23 protein-coding genes, 1 tRNA gene and 2 pseudogenes are annotated in these 19135 nt (G+C 70.3%); 7 read left to right on the forward strand and 19 right to left on the reverse strand.

Annotated elements, in window-relative coordinates; translation table 11 throughout:
* The 7 genes and pseudogenes from ACLL9L_RS09840 to ACLL9L_RS09870 all read right to left on the reverse strand — a co-directional run.
* Positions 1-294: NADH-quinone oxidoreductase subunit NuoK (locus tag ACLL9L_RS09840; protein ID WP_411284473.1), on the reverse strand; the 294-nt coding region annotated here is incomplete at its 3' end.
* Positions 291-842, reverse strand: coding sequence for an NADH-quinone oxidoreductase subunit J (locus ACLL9L_RS09845; protein ID WP_411284474.1), 552 nt, complete (start codon positions 840-842; stop codon positions 291-293). The genes ACLL9L_RS09840 and ACLL9L_RS09845, both read right to left, overlap by 4 nt.
* Before the next feature lie 43 nt (positions 843-885).
* Positions 886-1797, reverse strand: a complete 912-nt coding sequence (locus ACLL9L_RS09850; protein WP_411284475.1) for a complex I subunit 1 family protein — start codon at positions 1795-1797, stop codon at positions 886-888.
* On the reverse strand, positions 1794-2834 hold the full coding sequence (locus tag ACLL9L_RS09855) for a hypothetical protein (RefSeq protein ID WP_411284476.1): 1041 nt from the start codon (positions 2832-2834) through the stop codon (positions 1794-1796). Before ACLL9L_RS09855 ends, ACLL9L_RS09850 begins: the two co-directional genes overlap by 4 nt.
* Positions 2825-3169, reverse strand: coding sequence for an NADH-quinone oxidoreductase subunit A (locus ACLL9L_RS09860; protein WP_411284477.1), 345 nt, complete (start codon positions 3167-3169; stop codon positions 2825-2827). Before ACLL9L_RS09860 ends, ACLL9L_RS09855 begins: the two co-directional genes overlap by 10 nt.
* A 4-nt stretch (positions 3170-3173) precedes the next feature.
* A pseudogene (locus tag ACLL9L_RS09865) lies at positions 3174-3514 on the reverse strand (metal-sensitive transcriptional regulator).
* Positions 3511-4048: pseudogene (locus ACLL9L_RS09870) on the reverse strand (HAD-IC family P-type ATPase); the annotation flags it as partial. The pseudogenes ACLL9L_RS09865 and ACLL9L_RS09870, both read right to left, overlap by 4 nt.
* A 402-nt stretch (positions 4049-4450) precedes the next feature.
* Here ACLL9L_RS09870 and ACLL9L_RS09875 point away from each other — a divergent pair.
* Complete coding sequence (locus ACLL9L_RS09875) at positions 4451-4603, forward strand: hypothetical protein (RefSeq protein ID WP_411284478.1); 153 nt, start codon at positions 4451-4453, stop codon at positions 4601-4603.
* A 487-nt stretch (positions 4604-5090) separates the two neighbouring features.
* Here the strand turns inward: ACLL9L_RS09875 and ACLL9L_RS09880 are convergent, their stop codons facing one another.
* From ACLL9L_RS09880 to ACLL9L_RS09895, 4 genes are all read right to left on the reverse strand, one after another.
* Entirely contained in the window at positions 5091-6218 is a 1128-nt protein-coding gene (locus tag ACLL9L_RS09880) for a tyrosine-type recombinase/integrase (protein WP_411284479.1), read from the reverse strand.
* 74 nt (positions 6219-6292) lie between these two features.
* Positions 6293-6592 (reverse strand): helix-turn-helix domain-containing protein, encoded by a 300-nt coding sequence (locus ACLL9L_RS09885; RefSeq protein ID WP_411284480.1) that lies wholly within the window; start codon positions 6590-6592, stop codon positions 6293-6295.
* Between the two features lie 233 nt (positions 6593-6825).
* A tRNA-Lys gene (locus ACLL9L_RS09890) sits at positions 6826-6898 on the reverse strand.
* A gap of 256 nt (positions 6899-7154) precedes the next feature.
* The gene (locus ACLL9L_RS09895) at positions 7155-7523 is read right to left on the reverse strand and encodes a hypothetical protein (protein ID WP_411284530.1); all 369 of its coding nucleotides are present in this window, start codon (positions 7521-7523) and stop codon (positions 7155-7157) included.
* Here ACLL9L_RS09895 and ACLL9L_RS09900 point away from each other — a divergent pair.
* From ACLL9L_RS09900 to ACLL9L_RS09910, 3 genes are all read left to right on the forward strand, one after another.
* Positions 7467-7637 carry a hypothetical protein gene (locus ACLL9L_RS09900; RefSeq protein WP_411284535.1) on the forward strand — a complete coding sequence of 57 codons (171 nt, stop codon included), beginning with the start codon at positions 7467-7469 and terminating at the stop codon, positions 7635-7637. The genes ACLL9L_RS09895 and ACLL9L_RS09900 overlap by 57 nt on opposite strands.
* Before the next feature lie 58 nt (positions 7638-7695).
* Entirely contained in the window at positions 7696-7938 is a 243-nt protein-coding gene (locus tag ACLL9L_RS09905; RefSeq protein ID WP_411284536.1) for a hypothetical protein, read from the forward strand.
* 81 nt (positions 7939-8019) lie between these two features.
* Positions 8020-8523, forward strand: a complete 504-nt coding sequence (locus tag ACLL9L_RS09910) for a PspC domain-containing protein (protein WP_411284481.1) — start codon at positions 8020-8022, stop codon at positions 8521-8523.
* Between the two features lie 78 nt (positions 8524-8601).
* Here the strand turns inward: ACLL9L_RS09910 and ACLL9L_RS09915 are convergent, their stop codons facing one another.
* Entirely contained in the window at positions 8602-8727 is a 126-nt protein-coding gene (locus tag ACLL9L_RS09915) for a hypothetical protein (protein WP_411284482.1), read from the reverse strand.
* Positions 8724-9263 (reverse strand): FtsK/SpoIIIE domain-containing protein, encoded by a 540-nt coding sequence (locus ACLL9L_RS09920; RefSeq protein ID WP_411284483.1) that lies wholly within the window; start codon positions 9261-9263, stop codon positions 8724-8726. Before ACLL9L_RS09920 ends, ACLL9L_RS09915 begins: the two co-directional genes overlap by 4 nt.
* 310 nt (positions 9264-9573) lie before the next feature.
* Here ACLL9L_RS09920 and ACLL9L_RS09925 point away from each other — a divergent pair, with 310 nt between their 5' ends.
* The 3 genes from ACLL9L_RS09925 (at position 9574) to ACLL9L_RS09935 (ending at position 11702) form a co-directional block, all read left to right on the forward strand.
* The gene (locus ACLL9L_RS09925; protein WP_411284484.1) at positions 9574-10320 is read left to right on the forward strand and encodes a hypothetical protein; all 747 of its coding nucleotides are present in this window, start codon (positions 9574-9576) and stop codon (positions 10318-10320) included.
* Between the two features lie 46 nt (positions 10321-10366).
* A complete protein-coding gene (locus ACLL9L_RS09930) occupies positions 10367-10981 on the forward strand; it encodes a hypothetical protein (protein WP_411284485.1) in 615 nt (204 codons plus the stop codon).
* A 547-nt stretch (positions 10982-11528) separates the two neighbouring features.
* Positions 11529-11702: a hypothetical protein gene (locus tag ACLL9L_RS09935; RefSeq protein ID WP_411284486.1), complete on the forward strand. Its 174-nt coding sequence runs from the start codon at positions 11529-11531 to the stop codon at positions 11700-11702.
* 43 nt (positions 11703-11745) lie between these two features.
* On the opposite strand, the gene pstB is transcribed toward ACLL9L_RS09935, so the two are convergent.
* The 6 genes from pstB to ACLL9L_RS09965 all read right to left on the reverse strand — a co-directional run bounded on the left by pstB (position 11746) and on the right by ACLL9L_RS09965 (position 19133).
* The gene (pstB, locus tag ACLL9L_RS09940) at positions 11746-12522 is read right to left on the reverse strand and encodes a phosphate ABC transporter ATP-binding protein PstB (protein WP_411284487.1); all 777 of its coding nucleotides are present in this window, start codon (positions 12520-12522) and stop codon (positions 11746-11748) included.
* A 44-nt stretch (positions 12523-12566) separates the two neighbouring features.
* Positions 12567-13532, reverse strand: coding sequence for a phosphate ABC transporter permease PstA (gene pstA / locus ACLL9L_RS09945; RefSeq protein WP_411284488.1), 966 nt, complete (start codon positions 13530-13532; stop codon positions 12567-12569).
* Positions 13529-14536: a phosphate ABC transporter permease subunit PstC gene (gene pstC, locus ACLL9L_RS09950; protein ID WP_411284489.1), complete on the reverse strand. Its 1008-nt coding sequence runs from the start codon at positions 14534-14536 to the stop codon at positions 13529-13531. Before pstC ends, pstA begins: the two co-directional genes overlap by 4 nt.
* 48 nt (positions 14537-14584) lie before the next feature.
* On the reverse strand, positions 14585-15700 hold the full coding sequence (gene pstS / locus ACLL9L_RS09955) for a phosphate ABC transporter substrate-binding protein PstS (protein WP_411284490.1): 1116 nt from the start codon (positions 15698-15700) through the stop codon (positions 14585-14587).
* 235 nt (positions 15701-15935) lie between these two features.
* Positions 15936-16880 (reverse strand): NUDIX hydrolase, encoded by a 945-nt coding sequence (locus tag ACLL9L_RS09960; protein WP_411284491.1) that lies wholly within the window; start codon positions 16878-16880, stop codon positions 15936-15938.
* Positions 16881-16889: 9 nt separating this feature from the next.
* Positions 16890-19133, reverse strand: coding sequence for an RNA degradosome polyphosphate kinase (locus ACLL9L_RS09965; RefSeq protein WP_411284492.1), 2244 nt, complete (start codon positions 19131-19133; stop codon positions 16890-16892).
* Positions 19134-19135 lie beyond the last annotated feature (2 nt).

Raw genomic sequence — 19135 nt, forward strand, 5'->3', positions numbered from 1 at the left:
GAGGTCTCCCGCCATGTCGGTCATGTCGCTGCCACGCCGACGGTGGACGAGGACGGCAATGGCGAAGCCCATGGCCATCTCGAGCGTCATCACGGCTAGGACGACGAGCAGGAGCACCTCGCCGGTGGGCTTCGGCGCGAGGAAGAGCCACATCGCCCCGGCGGCAAGGACGAGGGCGTTAAGCATGAGCTCCAGGCCCATCATGACCATGACGACGACCTGCTGGGAGAGCGCGCCGTAGAGCCCGACGCAGAAGAGCGCCGCGGCGACGACGAGCACGAGCTGGAGGGTCATCGCCCCACCCCGCCGGGCGTCGGGTCCTGCACGGGGTGGTCGAGGTCGTCGCCGAAGCGGTCGTAGCGGGTGCGGCCGGAGGCGAGCACGACGCCGGCGACGATGGTGGCGAACATGATCGGGCTCACCGACATCATCACGAGCATCTTGCTGCCCATGAGGGTGTGTCCCAGCGCCGCGATCTCGGCGGGGGGCGCCGAGGCTGAGCCCGGCCACGGGGCAAGGAGGATGCCGACGACGAGCAGGGCGAAGAGCCCGACCGACACCACCAGGGCGGGCCGCTTCCCGTGCACCATGTCCATCGGCATGAGCGCGGGGTTCATCCCCATGAACATGATCATGTAGACAGCCATGATCGCCATCTCCATCACCATCATAAGGATCGTGATGACCCCGAGGTAGGTCAGCCCGAAGGTCAGCAGGGCGACGGCGACCGCGACGAAGGACAGGGCCAGCGCATAGGTCGCCCGCGCCATCGAGTCGACGACGAAGACCAAGGCCCCGGTGACGATCGAGACTGACGCCAGGACGAGGAAGATCACGAGCACGGGCGCACCCCACTCAGGCGGATGGACAGCCAACGGACGGACGTCACGACGCCACGACCAGCGAGACGACGAGCAGCTGCACGAGCGTGGCCGGCAGCAGCACGAGCCAGCCGACCTCCAGGAAGCGGTCGGGCCGCAGCAGGGCGACGCGGTCGCGGACGGCCACGAGCGCCACGACAACAACGAGGGTCTTGAGGCTCATCCAGAGCCAGCCCGGGAGCAGCGGCCCCTGGCTGCCGCCGAGGAACAACGTTGCGGTGAAAGCGGATCCGGCGACGAGCAGCAGGTAGCGGCCCGCGCTCGCGAGCAGCCGATCGGGGCCCGAGAGCTCGGCCAGCACACCACCGGCGAGATCGGGTGCTGCAGCCGGCGACAGCGGCCCCCAGACCGAGGAGCCGACCACGCCGATCAGGGTGACGGCAAAGGCGACCGGCATCCACACGACATACCAAAGCCCCTGTTGCCCGGCGACGACGTCGCTGACGCGCAGGCTCCCGGCGGCGACCGCGGGCGCGGTGAGGGCGAACATCAACGGCAGCTCGTAGGCCAGGGCAGAGGCGAGGAAGCGAAAGGCGCCGACGAGGGCATACGCCGAGTTGGCCCCCCACCCGAGCAGCCAGACCAGGGCCCAGACCATGACGTCGGTGGCGTTGAACCACACGATGCCGACCGGGGAGTCGAGCACAGCGTCCGGCCCGAGCGGGACGACCGAGACCATGAGCAGCGGTACGAGCGCCAGCCCGGCCCCGGCCACCCGCCAGAGCGGGGTGTCGGCGGCGAGCAGGGTGCGGCGCTCCTGGCGCAGCAACCGCGCCGTCTCGCTCACCGGCAGGAGGGCGCCGGCCCGTATCGGAGCGCCGACCGAGCGGGCGGCAAGGACGCCGCGCACGGAGGCCGCCAGCGTGGCGGCGACGACGAGGACGACGAGGGTCCACAGCACGGGGGAGACGGTCATGACGGGTGACCGACCAGGCTCGCCACGGTCAGGCGGACGGCAGCGATCTCGGAGCCCCCGAGAAGGTCGGGCAGGGCGGTCGCGAGAGTGCCGAGTCCCGTTGCGGCAGAGCCGGGCTCGGTACGGGCCTCGATGAGCCACAGGAGGCGGTCGTGTGCGTCCCCGACCCATGCTGAGGGCCATCCGTGGCCGTCGGCCTGCTGGCCACTGACGGTCCCCACGCGGCGCAGCGACCAGCGCAGCGCACCCGAACGACCCACCCGACGCCTCAGGTCGTCGAGGTCGGGTGTCTTGTCGTCGAGGACGTGGTCACGCTCGCTGCGAGCCCGAGCCGCGAGGGTCACCGCTCCGGCGAGGTCCAGCAACCGGGCAGCGGCGTCGAGCCGGTAGGCCGTCCCGTCCGGGGTCGGCGTGGCGTTGGTGTCGTCGGGGATGACGTCGACCGCGACGCTGGAGACGACGTCGCCGGTGAGCGTGCAGGTCACGACGAGCCCGGCCGGCCACGACGACAGGACCGGTCCGAGCGGAACGTGCAGGACGTCCATCTCGAGGCCGTCACGCTCGTCGTCGAAGCCGGAGGCCAGCGCGATCCCGCCCGGCCCGGACATGTCCATCTCCATGGCCCCCATGTCATGCGCTCCGTCCATGTCCCCCATGTCATGCATGTCGGCCATGTCGTCCGGGTGGTGCTGCTCGGGCTCCGGTCGGGGCTCGTCCTCCGCAGACCACCGGCGGTAGGCATCGGCGAGGGCGTCGAGCGTGGTGTCGACCCGGTCGACCTCAAGCAGCCCACCCCGGCTCCTGGGCCCGGGGACCTGGGCCCAGACCCGGCAGACGGCGGTGGTCAGCCGCTCGTCGTCGCTTGCCCCGCACTCGAGCAGGACGTCGGCGTCGGCCGGTGAGGTGGCCAGCACCCAGCCGCGGGTCGTGCAGGCCCGCTCGGCCCGAGCCCGGAGCAGGAAGGCCCCCGGGTGTTCGACGACGAGCACGTGCAGGCGCCGGGAGGCGAGCCGCGCGAGCACCCTGCTCAGGCCCACCGCAGGGCCCCTTCGCGCCAGGCCCAGAGCACGCCGACGAGGAGCACGGCGAGGAACCCGAACATCTCGACGACCGACCCGAGGCCCTCGCTCGCGACCACGACGGCCCAGGGGTACATGAAGAGCATCTCGACGTCGAAGGCGAGGAAGATCAGGGCCGCGACGTACCACCGGGCGTGGAATCGCGAGAGGGCGTGCTCGGGCGGCAGCGCGCCAGACAGGAACGGCAGTTCCGGCGCGGGCGGGGCGTGGTGGGTGAGCCGGTGGCCGCTGTACAGCGCGGCGACGCCAAGCAGACCGGCACCGAGCAGGAGGAGCAGGCTGAGGTAGGCCATGCGGTCAGGACCGCACGAGTCGACCGATGGCGGCGGAGGCCTCGGCGAGCTTCTCCTCGGCCGCCGGTCCGCCCTGGCTGACAGCGTCGATGACGCAGCGCCGCAGGTGGTCGTCGAGCAGGCCGAGCGAGAGGGCCTGCAGGGCCTTGGTCATTGCTCATACCTGAGTGAGGATGTCGATGCAGCCGGTGTCCTCCTCGACCATCCGCTGCAGCCCGCGGGCCTGGCCCTCGATCCGCCGCAGGCGGCGAGGTAGGCGTCCTTGTCGCCGATGTAGCCGTGCGGGTCGTCGTGCTCGCCGCCGACGGCGCGGAGCGTCGAGCCGGCGAGGGTGGGGTCGGTCATCGGTCAGCCCTTCTGGGGTCGGTGTCGGACGTGCCGTCGTATCCGGTGAAGCGTCGCACCCGCAGGTTGTTGCCGACGTTGAAGGGGGACGAGAGGGCCATCGCCCCCCCCGCCAGCATTGGGTTTGAGCAGCCCCGCCGCAGCCAGAGGTAGCCCGGCGGGGCTGTAGCGAACGCCCAGCGCAGGTTACTCCGAATGATGCCGAGCGTGCGCCGTGACAGGCGGATCGCGTCGCCGGCCGAGCGCGGTCTCTCCGCGAGGGTGAGATCGGAGGCCTCGATGGCCACGTCGGACCGGTGCCCATCGCGAGGCGGAGGTCGGCCTGGGCGACGGCGGCGGCGGCGTTGACCCCGTCGCCGACCATCGCGACCACCCGCCTCTGCTCCTGGAAGCGACAGACGACGCCGACCTTGCCCTGGGGCACGACGACAGCGACGACCTCTTCGATGCCGACCTGGCGGCCACGCTGCGGGCGACGGACTCATGGTCACCGGTGAGCAGCACGGGAGTGAGCCCCAGCTCGCGCAGCTCGCGCACGCCCAGGGCGCCGGACCATCACTCCCCGCGCGAACTGCGCGGCAAGCAACTGCTCGGTCCGCTGGTCGGCAGCCGCCTCGGGTTGGTGGGCATCGGCCCGGGGTTTGGTGAGCCGCGAGGCGCCCGACTGCTTCACCCGACCGTTGCGCCCGGACCGGACCACCCCGACGCCAAGGACCACCACGACAGCCCAAAAGAGCGGCTTGACGACCATCGTCTCCACCAACGTCCCGGCACCGCTCTGTCCGCCTCCCCACCACATCATCATGACCGACCCCTCTCCGCCTCGGCCCGAGTGATCATTGGGCTTCGGCTCCAGCATCGGCCTCGGGCCCCTGGGGAGGGTCGACGTCCCGTTGTCCGGCTGGCCGGTGGAAGGCGGACTTCCTCAAAGCCGGCATGCAGGGCCTGCTCGCGGACAGGTCCGAGCCGTCGACGCGCGAGCGGCAGCTCGAGGCCGAGATCGTCGACCTGACCCAGGCGCTGGTTGAGGCGGCCGTGGAGATCCGGGTGTGGAAGAGCGCGCAAGGGCCGGCAGCGCCCAGCTCATAAGGCATCCCGAGACGGACCACCGGCTCACCGCCGGGCCCTCGGGAACGGATCAGGCAGGGTAACAACGCAGGCATTTCAAACCCTCCAAGTCCAGAGGCAAGCAGCCGAGGCGAGCTGTTCAAAATGTCCTGTCAAAATGTCCTGCAAGATCAGGTGCATAACAAGCATGAGGGGCGGTCACGGAGCCGGATGAAATGCGTGAGAGTGGGCGGGTTGTAGCCCCTTAAGGTCAGGCCCTATCTGGGCGAAGTGGGGCGCCGCCCACCGTGAGGGCGAGAAGACGCACCTCGCCGTCCGGCTCGACGGTGCGGTTAACGTGCTCGCCCCGCTGTCCCATGGAGCACATTACTTCCCCCGCGCTTCCCCCATGCGAGCATTCCTACGACCAGAGAGAACAGGTCAATCACCAGTTTCAAGCGGCTGACCTGCGTAAACGTGGGTGGAGCCAAGGGGACTCGAACCCCTAACCCCCTGCTTGCAAAGTCAGTCACGGCGCTCCCCAGATGGCGCTTCCGACCTTCTCGGCCGCCTCCACGCGCATGGTGTCCATGACGTGTTGGTAGCGGGTCAATAGCACCGCTTGACTCCATCCCATGAGGTCCATTACGACGCGACCGTCGACGCCTTGAGCGAGCAGAAGGGTCGCGGCAGTGTGCCGGGCGTCGTGCAATCGGGCGTCTCGGACCCCGGCGGCTGCCAGCAACGCCTTCCATTGGCTGTGGTCGGCTCTCGGGTCGGCGGGGGTGCCGTCCGATTTGGGGAACACGAGGCCCAAGTCGTTCCATGCGGGGCCAGCGGCGAGCCGAGCCTGAGCCTGGGACCTGCGGTGTTCGAGGAGTTGGGGGAGCATTTGCGGTGGGATCGCTAGGAGGCGACGCCCGGCACCGGTCTTCGTGTCGTCGAAGCGCAAGCCGCCGCTGTGGCGACATGGGCATTGGGCGGGCCGGTGGTCCGGCTCTGCTTGACCGCATCCGTGTTCCCATGGCTGTCGTTGCAGTTGGCGGCGGACGGTCAGGGTCCCTTCGTCGAGGTTGACATCGCCCCACTGCAGGCCGAGGGCTTCCCCTTGGCGGAGCCCGAGGGCGAGGGCCACCGACCACCTGGCGGCGTTGCGCTGGCTTGCTGCGGCAGCCAGGACGCGCCGGACGTCGCGGACGGTGAGGGGTTCGATCTCAACGTGAAGCGTTCGCGGGACGGTCGCGTGCTGGCATGGATTGGAGGGTATGAGCCCGCGTCGGACGGCGGTGGAGAAGGCTGCACGGAGGGTCCGGTGAAGGTTGCCCGCCGACGTGGGACTTACCGTCGTGGCGACTCGGTCGAGTAGGTCGTCGATCTGACGGACGGTGACTTCGTGCAACTTGGTGTTCCGCAGTTGCTGGCAGTGGGTACGGGTGAGCGCATCGTAGGTAGTGAAGGTTCGTGGCTTGCGGCTGCGCTTGATGTGGAGAAGCCATTCATCGAGCCAGTCCCCGAGGGTTTGCCGCGCGTTGATCGCAGCGTGCTGCGCGGAGCGGGCGCGTTGTATCTCAAGGCCCGTGACTCGTTCGGTAACGGCGCCCTTGGTGCGACCGCGAACGTGCCGTCGCACCGCCTTGCCCGTCACGTCGCGGCCCATGGTGACAAAGCCATGCCATGTTCCGCCCGCGTCCCGGTAGATAGAGGAACGCCCGTTGGCGGATCGGCTCGGGCTCATGAGGCGACCAGCCGCGCGGCGTAGCTTCGCAAGTCGTTGGGGCGGAAAAGGGTGCGCTTGCCGACCTTGATGTGGTGAAGGTCGGGGTCGCTGCGCAGTAGGCGGAACAGCGTGGCTCGGGAGACCCCGAGCCACTGCGCGGCGGCGGTGACGTCCATGAGACGGTCATCGGCTGGGGTCGCGGTCATCGAGGCTAGGGCCTCGAGGTCGGCCCGGATGGCTGCCTCATGCTCGCCGATGGAGCGCAGTCGCTGGTCGATGCGGTCCGCGATCGAACGGATGTCAGCGGTTGTCATCTCGGTCACATCCACCTAAGGCGGGCGCCGTCGGTCTGGTGCTCACGACGAGGGACGGGAATGAGCCCCAGCGACCGTCTGAGACCGGCTGAGTCGCCAAGACCGGATGAGCGGGTCTGTGACGCGCTGAGGCGCGCAACTGCACCGCAAACTGCACCAACTGTGGTCTCGAACGGGCCATGGGATCTCTCTCTTTCTGGCCGAGAGAGGGTCTGACCTGCGGTGACGTTGTGTGGGCCCCGTGGGACTCGAACCCACAACCTACGGATTAAAAGTCCGCAGCTCTGCCAATTGAGCTAGAGGCCCGGGACGCCTGAAGGTGAGGCAGGGGAACCATGGGGAGCGCTCCCACGTGGTTCGCCGGGTCGCAGGCGTCGCGATAGGCCAGTATGCCGCAGGCCCCGGCGTGGTCAGTCTCACCGAGGTGGCGACCTCCGCTCTCGACCCCAGGCTCGGAGCCCCGTGCCGACCAATACAGCGCCCGGGCCGGGCAGAGCCGGGTCGGATGCCACCCAGCTCGGGGTCGACGTGGGGGGCCAGCATCACCGGATAGCCCCACTCGTCAGGGCTGATCGCCTCCGGCAGGAGGCAGACGCAGACGCCGTGTCCGGTGCAGGCAACCCGGTCGACCGCCATCGCCTGTGGTTGCCGGTCCTCTCGCAGGGGCCGGTCTCTGCGGTTGTCGAGCGCTGACACGGGTCCTCCTCGAGGGACTGGGGGTGGTGCACCGACCTGCGGCATGGGCCTCGACCTCCGGGGCGAATGCGCGAAGGGCACTGCGTGCGTAACCGGCCACTCCGTCGGGGAACCAACAGGCACCGCGCCCGGGCAAGGGCCCCAGTCGGTTCCGGAGACGGGGGAGTGTCGTCGGATCGTGGTCGCTGGTCGCGAGCGCCCGCACGTCGTCGGCGACCGCCGGCACCCCGAACATGCACGGACCGCATTGCCCCGCGGACTCGCCCGCCGCGCGGTCGAGGACGGCACTGACGTGGGCCAGGGGGCAGTGCTCGCCGCCGAGCACGTGGACGACGCCCAGTCCGAGTGACAGCTGGTATGCCGCGAGGCCCGCTCGTGACCACGTCGCCACGTCGGCCGCGGCAGGCGTGAGGCGCCGCACCTCCCGGGCGGGTTGGGGCGACCTGCCTTCCGGCGCCGTCGTCGTGGAGGAGGACGCGACGTTGCTCGTCATCGACGACGCCGTCGTCCCGTGGACACGGCGCGGTTACGAAACGCGCCGACGACGGCCGGCATCCGGGTCGGTCGACCTGCTCACGCCGGGGTCCAGCGTTCTCGCGCTGCTCGGCGGATACCGCCCACAGCTCGACGCCGGCGTCGCCGATTGCTGAGTTGGCTCAGGGTCGGGTCAGGGTCGTCTCAGGGACGTTCCGCACTGTGCAGACCCGGTCCGGGGGCGGATCGTAGGACTCATGACCACAACACCGAAGCCCACACCCGCCCCAGCCCTCGACCGGTTCTTCACCACCGTGCGCCGCAGCCCGGTGACCCGCTCGCGACAGCGCATCCTGGGCGGCGTCTGCGCCGGCCTCGCCGAACGGCTCGGCGTCTCCACCGCGATCGTCCGCGTCGCGACAGTCGTGCTCGCGCTCCTCGGCCCCGCACTGGTGATCTACCTCGCCGCCTGGCTCCTGCTCCCGGACAGTGAAGGCGGCATCCGGCTCGAGCGTGCGGTCCGGGGCGGGGAGGCCTCGTCGATCGTGCTGCTCGTCGTGACCGCCGTCGCAATCCTGCCGGATGCGGGGATGCACGCCCGGTTGGGCTTCCTGCCCCTGGTCCTCGTTGGGGTGCTCGCCTGGGCCATCTGGCGCAGCTCTCACCGGGGCGCGACGTCCGGCCAGTCGGCCCCCGCATCGCCCCAGACTCCCGCGCCGTCGGCCGCTCCGGATCACGGACCCCAGGACTCGCCGCGCTGATGGCGCGAGCACCGGGGTGACCCGGCGTCTTGGTCACCCGGTGTGCTCCGACGGGGTGAAGCCGACCTCAATGAGGTGTCAGCCGTCACGGGTCAGCATCCGGCCCCGGCCGGGCACCGCTGGTACGGCTCGCATCTGGCCGATGAGGGCGCCCTCTGGAGGGTCACCGCTGAGGAGGATGCCCGGATCGGCGAGCTCCCTCATGGCCGTGACGATGGTGTCGTCGAGGCGGCCGGCGCCGCCGCTTCGACGGGCGATGACGACGTGCAGGCCGATGTCGACCGCGCGCGAGCAGGGGCAGCAGCGGCCCGAGCGGATTGCCGGTCGCGGAGGAACTGCGCGAGCCCGGTCGCGAGGGAGTGGGCCGTCTCGGCGTTGGTCGCGTCGTCGGCGCCCCACTCGTCGGAGAACTCGCCGAGGTTGGTGCGGCGGTGGTCCACGGCGAACATCTGCGCCGTCGCGGGGGTGTGCAACCTGGTCACTTCCTGGAGGTAGCTGCGCAGGAGGGTGGACTTGCCCGACCGGCCGTCCCCGAAGATCAGCAGGTGCGGGTCACGATCGACGTCGACGTGGACGTCGAGGCCGACGGGCACCAGGGCCTTCTCGTTGACACCGAGGAGCAGCTGCGTGGACCCGGGAGCCAGCTCGCGGACCCGGTCGAGGGTAATCCGGGTCGGCAGGGGGGCGGGGTCGCCGTCGATCCGGGGGAGGGCGCCGAGGAAGTGGTACGTCGCCGCCATTGACCTCTCGTCCGAGCTGCGCACTCTCCCGGAGTGGGGCGAGGGCACGGCCTCCCGCGGGGAGTACGACGCCCTCAAGAGGCGCGTCGACAGCCTCATTCTCGAAATTTTTCGATGCCGTGGCCCGGATGCCGCCGGTCGTCCAGCAGGCCGCAGCCCAGGCTCAGGCCACCGAGAACCGCAACAGCGGCAGGTGGGCGGGCTGACCCCGGGTGCCACGGCCGTGGCGCCGCGGTCACGGCCGTGGCGCCCGGCGGAGCGTCGGATAGGGTCCATGGGGAGTTGTGTCAACCGTCAGGGGAGCAGGGAGTTGACGACGAACACCCAGTCAGCGGATCTCGTGCGGCTGAGCGTTTTCGCGAGGGAGCTGACAACCGCTCTCGTCCCGCCCTCCCGCCTGCCGCTGGCCGAGATCCCTCCTGAGGTCGCCTACGACGGCTACACCCTCGTCGGGACCGACGGGCGGGCCCTCGACGCCGACTCGAGCCTCCCCGCGCGGGGCGTGCACGACGGTGTCGTCCTCACGCTCGTGACCGGGGCGGACGCACCGGAGCAGAAGGTCTACGACGACATCGTCAAGGCGGTCGCGGACTCCGTCGAGGGCACCGGCGCCGAGTGGACCGAACAGAGCTCCCGGATGACGACGCCGGAGATCTCGGGGCTGTTGTTGCTGCTGGGCGCTGTCACCCTGTTCCTCCAGCTCGACAGCGGCCCCGTCGTGTCGATGGTCGCGGGCGCGGCGTCAGCGCTCCTCCTGCTGGCCGGCGCCGTGTTCGCGCTGGTCAGGTCGAACGACGCGGCGGCGGTGGTCGTGCTCGTCGGCGCCGGCCTGGATGCCGTGGTCGCCGGCCTCAGCACCTCGTCCGGCGCCGTCCTCGGGACGCTGCTGCTCGTGGGCGGGCTGGCCCTCGCCGGCGTCGGCGGGGTGAGCGTGCTCCCCATGCCCGCGCGGAGCTGGGCCTTCCTGCCCCTCCTCGTGGTTGGGGGCGCGGCCGAAGCGGTCGGCGGCCTGCTCCTGGCGACGGCCGTCCAGTCCGGCCAGGGCGGCGGCCGGTGAACCGCCGGCAGCGCTGCGCGTGTGCCCGCTCACGCGGGGGCGTGGCATGAGCGAGCACACCGGGCGCGAGCACCCGCGCCGGCCGGCGATGTTCAGCCCCGCCGCGATGGAGGCGCATGCGGGCTCGTTCGACCCGATGCAACAGATCGAGGCGGCCCACGAGACCGCCGCGGTGCTCGTGCACACGGGTCGTGCCGCCCACGATCCTGACCTGACGGCGCGGCTCGTCGCGCTCGTCGAGGAGCTCGGTCTCTCGACGCTCGCCGACCTCTGGGCGCACCGGCCCGCGCGCAGCCTGCCCGGCGTCCTCTGGCGGCTGTATGCCCTGCGCGAGTGGGTGCGTCACGCGCCGCCCGAGGCGAGTGCCGACTACGCCGCGGGCATCCGCTTCACGGACGTCAACCACGCCGTCGCAGGGGTCGCCGAACCCCCCGGGCCGGAGGAGCTGTCAGCCCTGACCGACGCGATCCTCGCGGGTGTCTTCGAGGGGGACTTCGCGGTCGCGCTGGATCGTGCCGCCGCGTTCTGCCGGGTCGTGGCGGCGGGGCGCGCCGACCGCTCCGACGGTGAGCAGGCCGCGAACCGGGCGGCGCAGCTGCTGCTGACTGCCGACGACCTGGCGGCAGGGGCCGAGCTCTGGAGGGCGGGCCGGCTGGCCTGACCGGTCACGCGGCGGCGTCGCCGTCCTCGGCGGCAGGCAGTCCGAGGGGAAGTGACGCGGATTCGGGTCAAGGGGGATATTCTCTGGGGAGTGCGTCGGGCCGCGGTAGCCCCGGGTCCCAAAATGAGCCGCTTCGAGCGGCCTCGCGCCGTGAGGCGCTCCCGGCCCGACGTCACTCTCTTGCAACCAGGGCTCGAGGCCGGCGCCGTCCGCGTGGACCTCGCCCTGGTGACGCAGCTGGCCCCGGCCGGCGGTGTCTCGCGCGCGGCGGGCCGGCCCGGTCCAGGCACATTCCGGACAGGCCGCGTGGGCGAACGATCCGCGTTCGTGGATCGCGGGGGCGTGGCCCGCGGGCGGCTCCCACGACGCCCTCTGCCCCACGGGGACGGACGGGGCGACCCATGTGACCAAGATGACGCCACGGCCGAGCGGGCGCCCGGCCGGTCCGGGGGCGCGGGGGGCGTCGCTCGCTGTCCTGCGCCGTGGAGCGTCGCGGATCACGGCATTTCGCCTCCGTGGTGGCCGATGGACACCTAGTGTTGAGGTCATGACCCACGACGGTTCCCCGGGGGACCAACTGCGCGACGCAGCCCTCCACGAGGAGATCGAGCTGGTCGGTGACCTCGTCGTCGCCGCCACCTCGGCCGACGGACGGCTGAGCCAGACCGAGATCGACAAACTGCTCCGGGTCACGCCCGACGACACCCCTGAGCGCGGCTGAGAAGCCCGCTTCGCCCGTGGCCGTCGGCTCCTCCGGTCGGTTCCTACCCGAACCGCCCGGAGATGTAGTCCTCGGTCGCCCGCTGGGTGGGGTTGTTGAAGATCGTGGTCGTGTTGCCGACCTCGACGAGCTTGCCGGGCTTGCCGGTGGCGGCGAGGTTGAAGAAGGCGGTCTTGTCCGAGACCCGGGCCGCCTGCTGCATGTTGTGGGTCACGATGACGATCGTGTAGTCGGCCTTCAGCTCGTTGATCAGGTCCTCGATCGCCAGTGTCGAGATCGGGTCGAGGGCTGAGCACGGCTCGTCCATGAGGAGCACCTGCGGCCGCACGGCGATCGCCCGGGCGATGCAGAGGCGTTGCTGCTGGCCGCCGGACAGGCTGGCGCCAGGCTTCTTGAGCCGGTCCTTGACCTCGGTCCAGAGGTTCGCTCCCTGCAGCGACTTCTCCGCAGCCTCGTCGAGCGCCTTGCGGTTCTTGAGCCCGTTGAGCCGCAGCCCGGCGACGACGTTGTCGTAGATCGACATCGTCGGGAAGGGGTTCGGCCGTTGGAAGACCATCCCCACGGTGCGCCGCACCGACACGGGGTCGACCCCCGGGGCATACAGGTCCTTGTCGTCGAGCATGACCGTGCCCTCCACCCGGCCGCCTGGGATGACCTCGTGCATGCGGTTGAGCGTCCGCAGGAGTGTCGACTTGCCGCACCCGGACGGCCCGATGAAGGCCGTCACGGACCGGGGCTCGACGGTGATCGACACGCCCTCGACGGCCTTGAAGTCGCCGTAGTAGACGCTGAGGTCCTTGACGTCGATGCGCTTTGCCATGGTGTCGGTAGGGTCGCTCTCTGGGTCGGTGCGTGGGGTCGTCGTCAGCGCTGGACCGCGCCGAGCCGCGCGATGAGGCGGCCCGCCACGTTGAGCAGGAGCACGAGGAGGATGAGGGTGAGGGCGGTGGCCCACATCCGCTCCACCGCGGGCGCGATGCCAAGTTCGGTGCGGTCCTGGTTGATCATCGTCGGCAGCGTCGGCATGAAGCCCGAGAAGAGGTTGGTCGCGATGTTCTTGGTGTACGGGCCCAGGATGAGCAGCGGTGCGGTCTCACCCATGATCCGGGCCAGGCCGAGCAGCACGCCCGTGACGATGCCCGAGAAGGCGGTCGGGAGGACGATCCTGGTGATGGTGACCCACTTCGGCACCCCGAGGGCGTAGGACGCCTCGCGCAGCTCGTTGGGCACGAGTTTGAGCATCTCCTCGGTGGAGCGCACGACGACGGGGATCATCAGCAGGACCAGCGACAGGCAGACGGCGAAGGCGACGCGGTCGAAGCCGAAGGTGGTGACCCAGACGGCGTAGACGAAGAGGGCCGCCACGATGGAGGGGATCCCCGTGAGGATGTCGACCATGAAGGACACGGCCCGCGCGAACCGACCCCGGCCGTACTCGACGAGGTAGACCGCGGTGAGGATGCCGATCGGGACGGCGATGACGGCGGTGACCCCGGCCTGGATCAGGGTGCCCTGGATGGCGTGAATCGCCCCCCCACCGATGTCGGTGGCGTTGATGTTGCGCTGCGAGTTGGTCCACCAGTCAGCCCGCAGGAGCAGCCCGATGCCCTTGGACACGACGGTGTAGAGGATCCAGGCCAGGGGGATGACCGCCAGTCCGAAGGACGCCCACATGACGACCTGTGCGACGACGTCCTTGATGCGGCGACCGGACGACTGGTGGCCCAGGTCGAGGCCGTCACCGTTGCCGCTCTCGGCCGACCGCACCGGCCTCGCACTCGTTCTGGCCCCGTGGGCGGAGACGGCCGCGTCGGCAGAGTTCGTCGTCATTCGCTGAAGGCCTTCCTGCGCTCGATGACGACGCGCGCGATGGCGTTGACGACGAAGGTGAGCAGGAACAGGACCAGGCCCGCGGCGATGTAGGCGCCGGTCTTCTGCGGCGAGTCGAACTCCGAGGCGTTGTTGGCGATCCGCGAGGCAAAGGTCTCGCCGCCGTTGAACAGTGACCAGGTCCAGGGCGTGCCCTGCGCGAGGGTGGAGACGATGAACGTGACGGCGATCGTCTCCCCAAGGGCCCGCCCCAGGGCGAGCATCGACGCCGAGATGACCCCGGGCTGGCCGAAGGGGAGCACGGTGGTGCGGATCATCTCCCAGCGCGTCGCGCCCAGGGCCAGGGCGGCCTCCTTGTGGGTCGCCGGGGTCTGGTCGAACACCTCACGGGAGATGGCCGTGACGATCGGCAGGATCATGATCGACAGGACGATGCCGATGAAGAAGATCGTCCCCCCGGTCAGCCCCGTCCGGGCGAACAGCGGGAACCAGCCGAGGTGCTCCACCACCCAGCTCTCGAGCGGCGCCACCACGGGACGGAAGACGATCAGGCCCCAGAGTCCGTAGACGATCGAGGGCACCGCTGCCAGGAGATCCACCAGCGACGCCGCCGGCCTGCTCAGCCACCTCGGGGCGTACTGCGTGATGAACAACGCGACTGCCACGCCGACCGGGACGGCGATGGCCATCCCCACGACGGAGGCGGCAACCGTGGTCCACAGGAGCTCGGTGATCCCGAAGCGCGGGGCATCGCCCCCGACCGTCCACTCCTTGGTGGTGAGGAAGTTGGCTTGGTTGTTGAGCAGGGCGGGGACGGCCTGCGAGACGAGGAACAGCCCGACGAGGGTGACGAGGAGCACCACGACGAGACCGGCGCCGCGCGCTGCCCCTCCGAAGAGGCGGTCGCCGAGCCGCCCCGTCGAGGCGGTGTCCCCGAGCAACGGGGCACGACCCCCGGGCCCGGGGAGCCCGTCGGCAGCCGAGACGCCGGTCACTGATGACACGTCACACCTTCCTCATGCATCGTCGTGGTGCCCGGTGTGGCGCGGTGGTCACCCGATGGCAGAGATCGCCGTGTTGACCTTCGCGGCGATGTCAGTCGGGAGGGGGGCGTAACCGATCTCCTGGATGGATTTCTGGGTGCTGTCGGAGGCGAAGCCCTTGAGGAAGGCCTTCACGGACTCGGCCTTCTTCGGGTCGCTGTACTTCGAGCACACGATCTCATAGGTCACGAGGATGATGGGGTACGCACCGGCCGCCTTGGTGGCGTAGTCCAGCTTGAGCGAGAGGTCGTTGCCCGTGCCGACCTGCTTGGCGGTCGACACCGACGTGCCGACCGTCTCGGCCGTGAGCGTGACCGGCCCGGAGCCGGTGTCGATCTGGGCGAGACCGAGCTTGTTCTGCTGGATGTAGGACCACTCGAGGTAGGAGATGGATCCCTCCTGGCCCTTGGTCGCGCTGCCCACGCCAGCGTTCTGGGGCTTGCCCTCGCCGACGGGACCGAGCCACTTCTTGCCCGCGTCCAGGCCCCACGTCCCGGTGGCCGCGGCCTTGAGGTACTTCTGGAAGTTGTCGGTCGTCCCGGACTCGTCCGAGCGGAAGAACACCGTGATGTCCTTGTCGGGAAGGCTCGCCCCGGCATTGAGGGCAGCGATGGCGGGGTCGTTCCACTTCTTGATCTTGCCGGTGAAGATGCTTGCCGTGACGTCGGCGTTGAGGACGAGCTTGTCGACACCGGGGAGGTTGTAGGCAACGCCCACGGGCCCGGTCACCATGGGGATGTTCCAGGCGGGCGAGCCGCACTTCTGTGCGGCGGTCTTGGCCTCGTCGGCGCTGAGCGCGGAGTCGGAGCCGGCGAAGTCGACCTGGCCCGCGAGGAACTGCTTGACGCCGGCGCCGGACCCAGAGGCGTTGTAGTTGATCGTCGCGTCGGCGCAGGAGCCCTGGAAGGACTTGATGGCGGACTCGATGGCGTTCTTCTGGGCCGAGGAGCCCTCACCCTTCAGGGTGCCGGTGAAGCAGGCCCCGGCGGCGGCGGACGTCGAGCCGGAGGTGGCGCCGGAGCCGCTGCCGGCGCTGCCGGTGTTGTTGTCGCTGCCGCAGGCGGACAGGGCGAGGGCGCCGGTCAGGGCAACGGCGCTGAGGGCGCTGGTACGAAGGAGTCGCACGGGGTCTTCTCTCTCGAGACGTCGGGTGGCTGGTCGGGCGGGCAGGGCGTCATGGCCGAGCCCCGTCCCGTGAGCGAACCTAGGTGGCCCGGATGACGGAACATCCATGCTGGGTTAACGGGGGGTGAACGCCGGACGACGGTCTGGGGTGCTGCGGTTGGCTCCGGGGCGGACAGCAGTCCCCCTTCTGGTATGCCGGGCAGCCCACCTCCGTCGCGGCAGCGGGCTCCACGGGTCAGCTGCGGTGACCCTCCACCGCGACGATCCGGGCTGCGTCGCCGGTGCCGGCGACGTGGCAGACGATGACCTCGCCCTTGGCCAGCGATCGGTCAGCGGCGTCGCGGAGCAGAGCATCTGCGGCGGGACCACCGTCGCCGGTGACGTCGACGAGGTCGCGCAGGGCCTCGAGCAGGCTCGGCAGGACGGGACCGTGGGTGCACAGAGCCGTGGAGGCCCCCCGCTCGACGGCCCGGCGCAGGTGGTGGACGGCACGCTCGGGGTCGAGGGTGAACCCCTCCTCGGACAGGCCGTCCTTGAGCCGCAGCGACAGACCCCTCGCGGCGGCATACGGGCGGAGGGTGCCGGAGCAGCGGCACGCGGTGGAGGAGAGCAGGCGCGAGACGCCGAAGGCGGCCAGGAGCGGCACCAGTGCCCCGGCCTGCGCCAGGCCACGACTGTCCAGCGGCCGGAGCTGGTCCTCGTTGGGCCACGACGAGCGCGAGCGGGCCTTGCCGTGCCGGACGAGGACGAGCGGCCAGGTCGTCAGCGCGCCCGCGGTGTCGGCCCGCACGAGGGCCCTCAGCTGCTCGCGGTCGCGGGCATAGTCGAGCTTGTCGTGGGCCGCGGCGACGTCGAGCCAGGTGACCTCGTCGATCTCGTTCTCGAGCTCACCCGTGCCCCCGACCACCTCCGCGCACCAGTAGCGCACCTCCTTGGTGGCCGTGTCCCCCGAACTGTCGACGGTGTAGGTCGTCGGAGGCAGCGGCAACCCGAGGCGGACCTCCAACCCCGTCTCCTCCTGCGTCTCGCGGACGGCGGCGACCGGCCAGTCCTCGCCGGGGTCGAGCTTGCCCTTGGCCCAGGACCAGTCGTCGTACTTCGGCCGGTGGACCATGGCGACCTCGAGGTCGCCACGCCGGCGGCGCCACGGCAGGGTCCCGGCGGCCGGGATCAGCGACATCGCAGGGGCCTAGCGGCGCCGGGCCTTGCGGCGGCGCTTGAGGTGCATGTCGATCAGCGCCGTCTGGATGTCCGTGAGCGTCTCGCCCTCCGGGCCCCGGTGGTGTCGGGTCCAGCGGCCGTCACCACTCAGCTCCCACCGGGAGAACGCGTCCGAGGCCCCGCGTTCGAGGAGGGCCCCGAGGTCGGCGAGGTGGGCCGGGTCGGTGATCCGGATCAGGGCCTCGACGCGCCGGTCGAGGTTGCGGTGCATCATGTCGGCGCTGCCGAGGAAGACCTGCGGGTCGCCGTCGCCGCCGAACCAGAAGATCCGGGAGTGCTCGAGGAAGCGTCCCAGCGTGGACCGGACGGAGATCGTCTCGCTCAGCCCCGGGACCCCCGGACGGAGGGCGCAGATCCCCCGGACCCAGATGTCCACCCGGACGCCGGCCTGCGCCGCGGCATACAGGGCATCGATGATCTGCTCGTCGACGATCGAGTTGACCTTGAAGGCGATGTGCCCGGTGCCGGACTGCTCGTGCCGCTCGGTCTCGGCCTGAATCTGCTCGACGAGCCCGGAGCGCACAGTGCGGGGCGCGACGAGGAGTCGCTTGAACCGGCTGCGGGGCGCGATCCCGGACAGCTGGTTGAAGAGGCGGGTCATGTCCTCGCCGACCTGGGGGTCGCAGGTGAGGATGCCGACGTCTTCGTAGACGCGGGCGGTCTTGGGGTTGTAGTTGCCGGTGCCGATGTGGCAGTAGCGCACCAGCCCCTCGGCCTCCTGCCGCACGACGAGGCAGAGCTTGGCGTGCGTCTTCAGCCCGACGATGCCGTAGACGACATGGACGCCGGCCTGCTCGAGCTGGCGGGCCCAGCTGATGTTGTTGACCTCGTCGAAGCGGGCCTTGATCTCGACGACGGCGAGCACCTGCTTGCCCGCCTCGGCGGCGTCGATGAGGGCGTCGATGATGGGCGAGTCGCCCGAGGTGCGATAGAGCGTCTGCTTGATCGCGAGCACCCGCGGGTCGAGGGCCGCCTGCTCGATGAACGCCTGGACCGAGGTCGAGAACGAGTCGTAGGGGTGGTGCAGCAGGATGTCCTTGGACCGCACCGCGGCGAAGATGTCGCTGGCCTTGGAGCTCTCGGTCGGGGAGAGGTCGGACTGGGTGAGCGGCACGAACGGGTCGTACTTGAGGTCGGACCGCTCGAGGTCGCCGATGAGGAACAGGCCCCGCATGTCCAGCGGCGCCGGGAGCCGGTAGATCTCGCTCGCGGTGATCTGCAGCTCGCGGCTGATCAGGTCGAGGACGTGCTCGTCGATGTCCGCCTCGACCTCGAGGCGCACCGGGGGCCCGAAGCGCCGCCGGGTCAGCTCCTTCTCGAGCGCGGTGAGGAGGTTCTCGGCGTCGTCCTCCTCGACCTCGAGGTCCTCGTTGCGGGTCACCCGGAAGGTGGTGTGCTCGTGCACCTCCATCCCGGTGAAGAGCCGGTCGAGGTGGGCGGCGATGACGTCCTCGAGGGGGACGAACCGCACGGCGTAGTGGCCGTCATGGTGGTCGCCACCCACCTGCAGGAGGCGCGGCAGCGAGGGCGGCACCTTCACCCTGGCGAAATGCTCCTTGCCCGTCTTGGGGTTGATCAGCGTGACCGCGAGGTTGAGCGACAGCCCCGAGATGTAGGGGAAGGGGTGGGCGGGGTCGACGGACAGGGGGGTGAGGACGGGGAAGATCGCGTCCGTGAAGAGCTGGTGCAACGGCTCCCGGTCGGCCTCGCTGAGCTCGTCCCAGCGGGCGATGGTGATGCCCTCGACCTCGAGCGCCGGCCGGACCTCGTCGAGGAAGACCGCGGCCTGGCGCCCCATCAGCTGTTGGGCGACCTCGTCGATCTGCTCGAGGACCTCCCTCGGTTCGAGTCCCGACGCCGAGCGGACAGCCAACCCGGTCGCGATGCGGCGCTTGAGGCCGGCGACCCGGACCATGAAGAACTCGTCGAGGTTGTTGCTGAAGATCGCGAGGAACTTGACCCGCTCGAGCAGCGGCACGTCCTCGTCCATGGCCAGCTGCAGGACGCGCTCGTTGAACTGCAGCCACGAGATCTCGCGCTCCAGGAAGCGGTCGGTGGGGAGCGTCCTGGGGTCCTCGGTGCGCACGAACTGCCCGTTGGCACCGCGTGCGGGGTATCCACGATGCACCGGGATGGCGCTCGCGAGGGACCGCACGTTGGAGTCCGGGGAGAGTGGCTTCTCGGGGTCGGCCTCCGTGACGTGTGCGGTCATGG

Source organism: Lapillicoccus sp. (genome assembly GCF_046595215.1).
Lineage (GTDB): Bacteria > Actinomycetota > Actinomycetes > Actinomycetales > Dermatophilaceae > Lapillicoccus.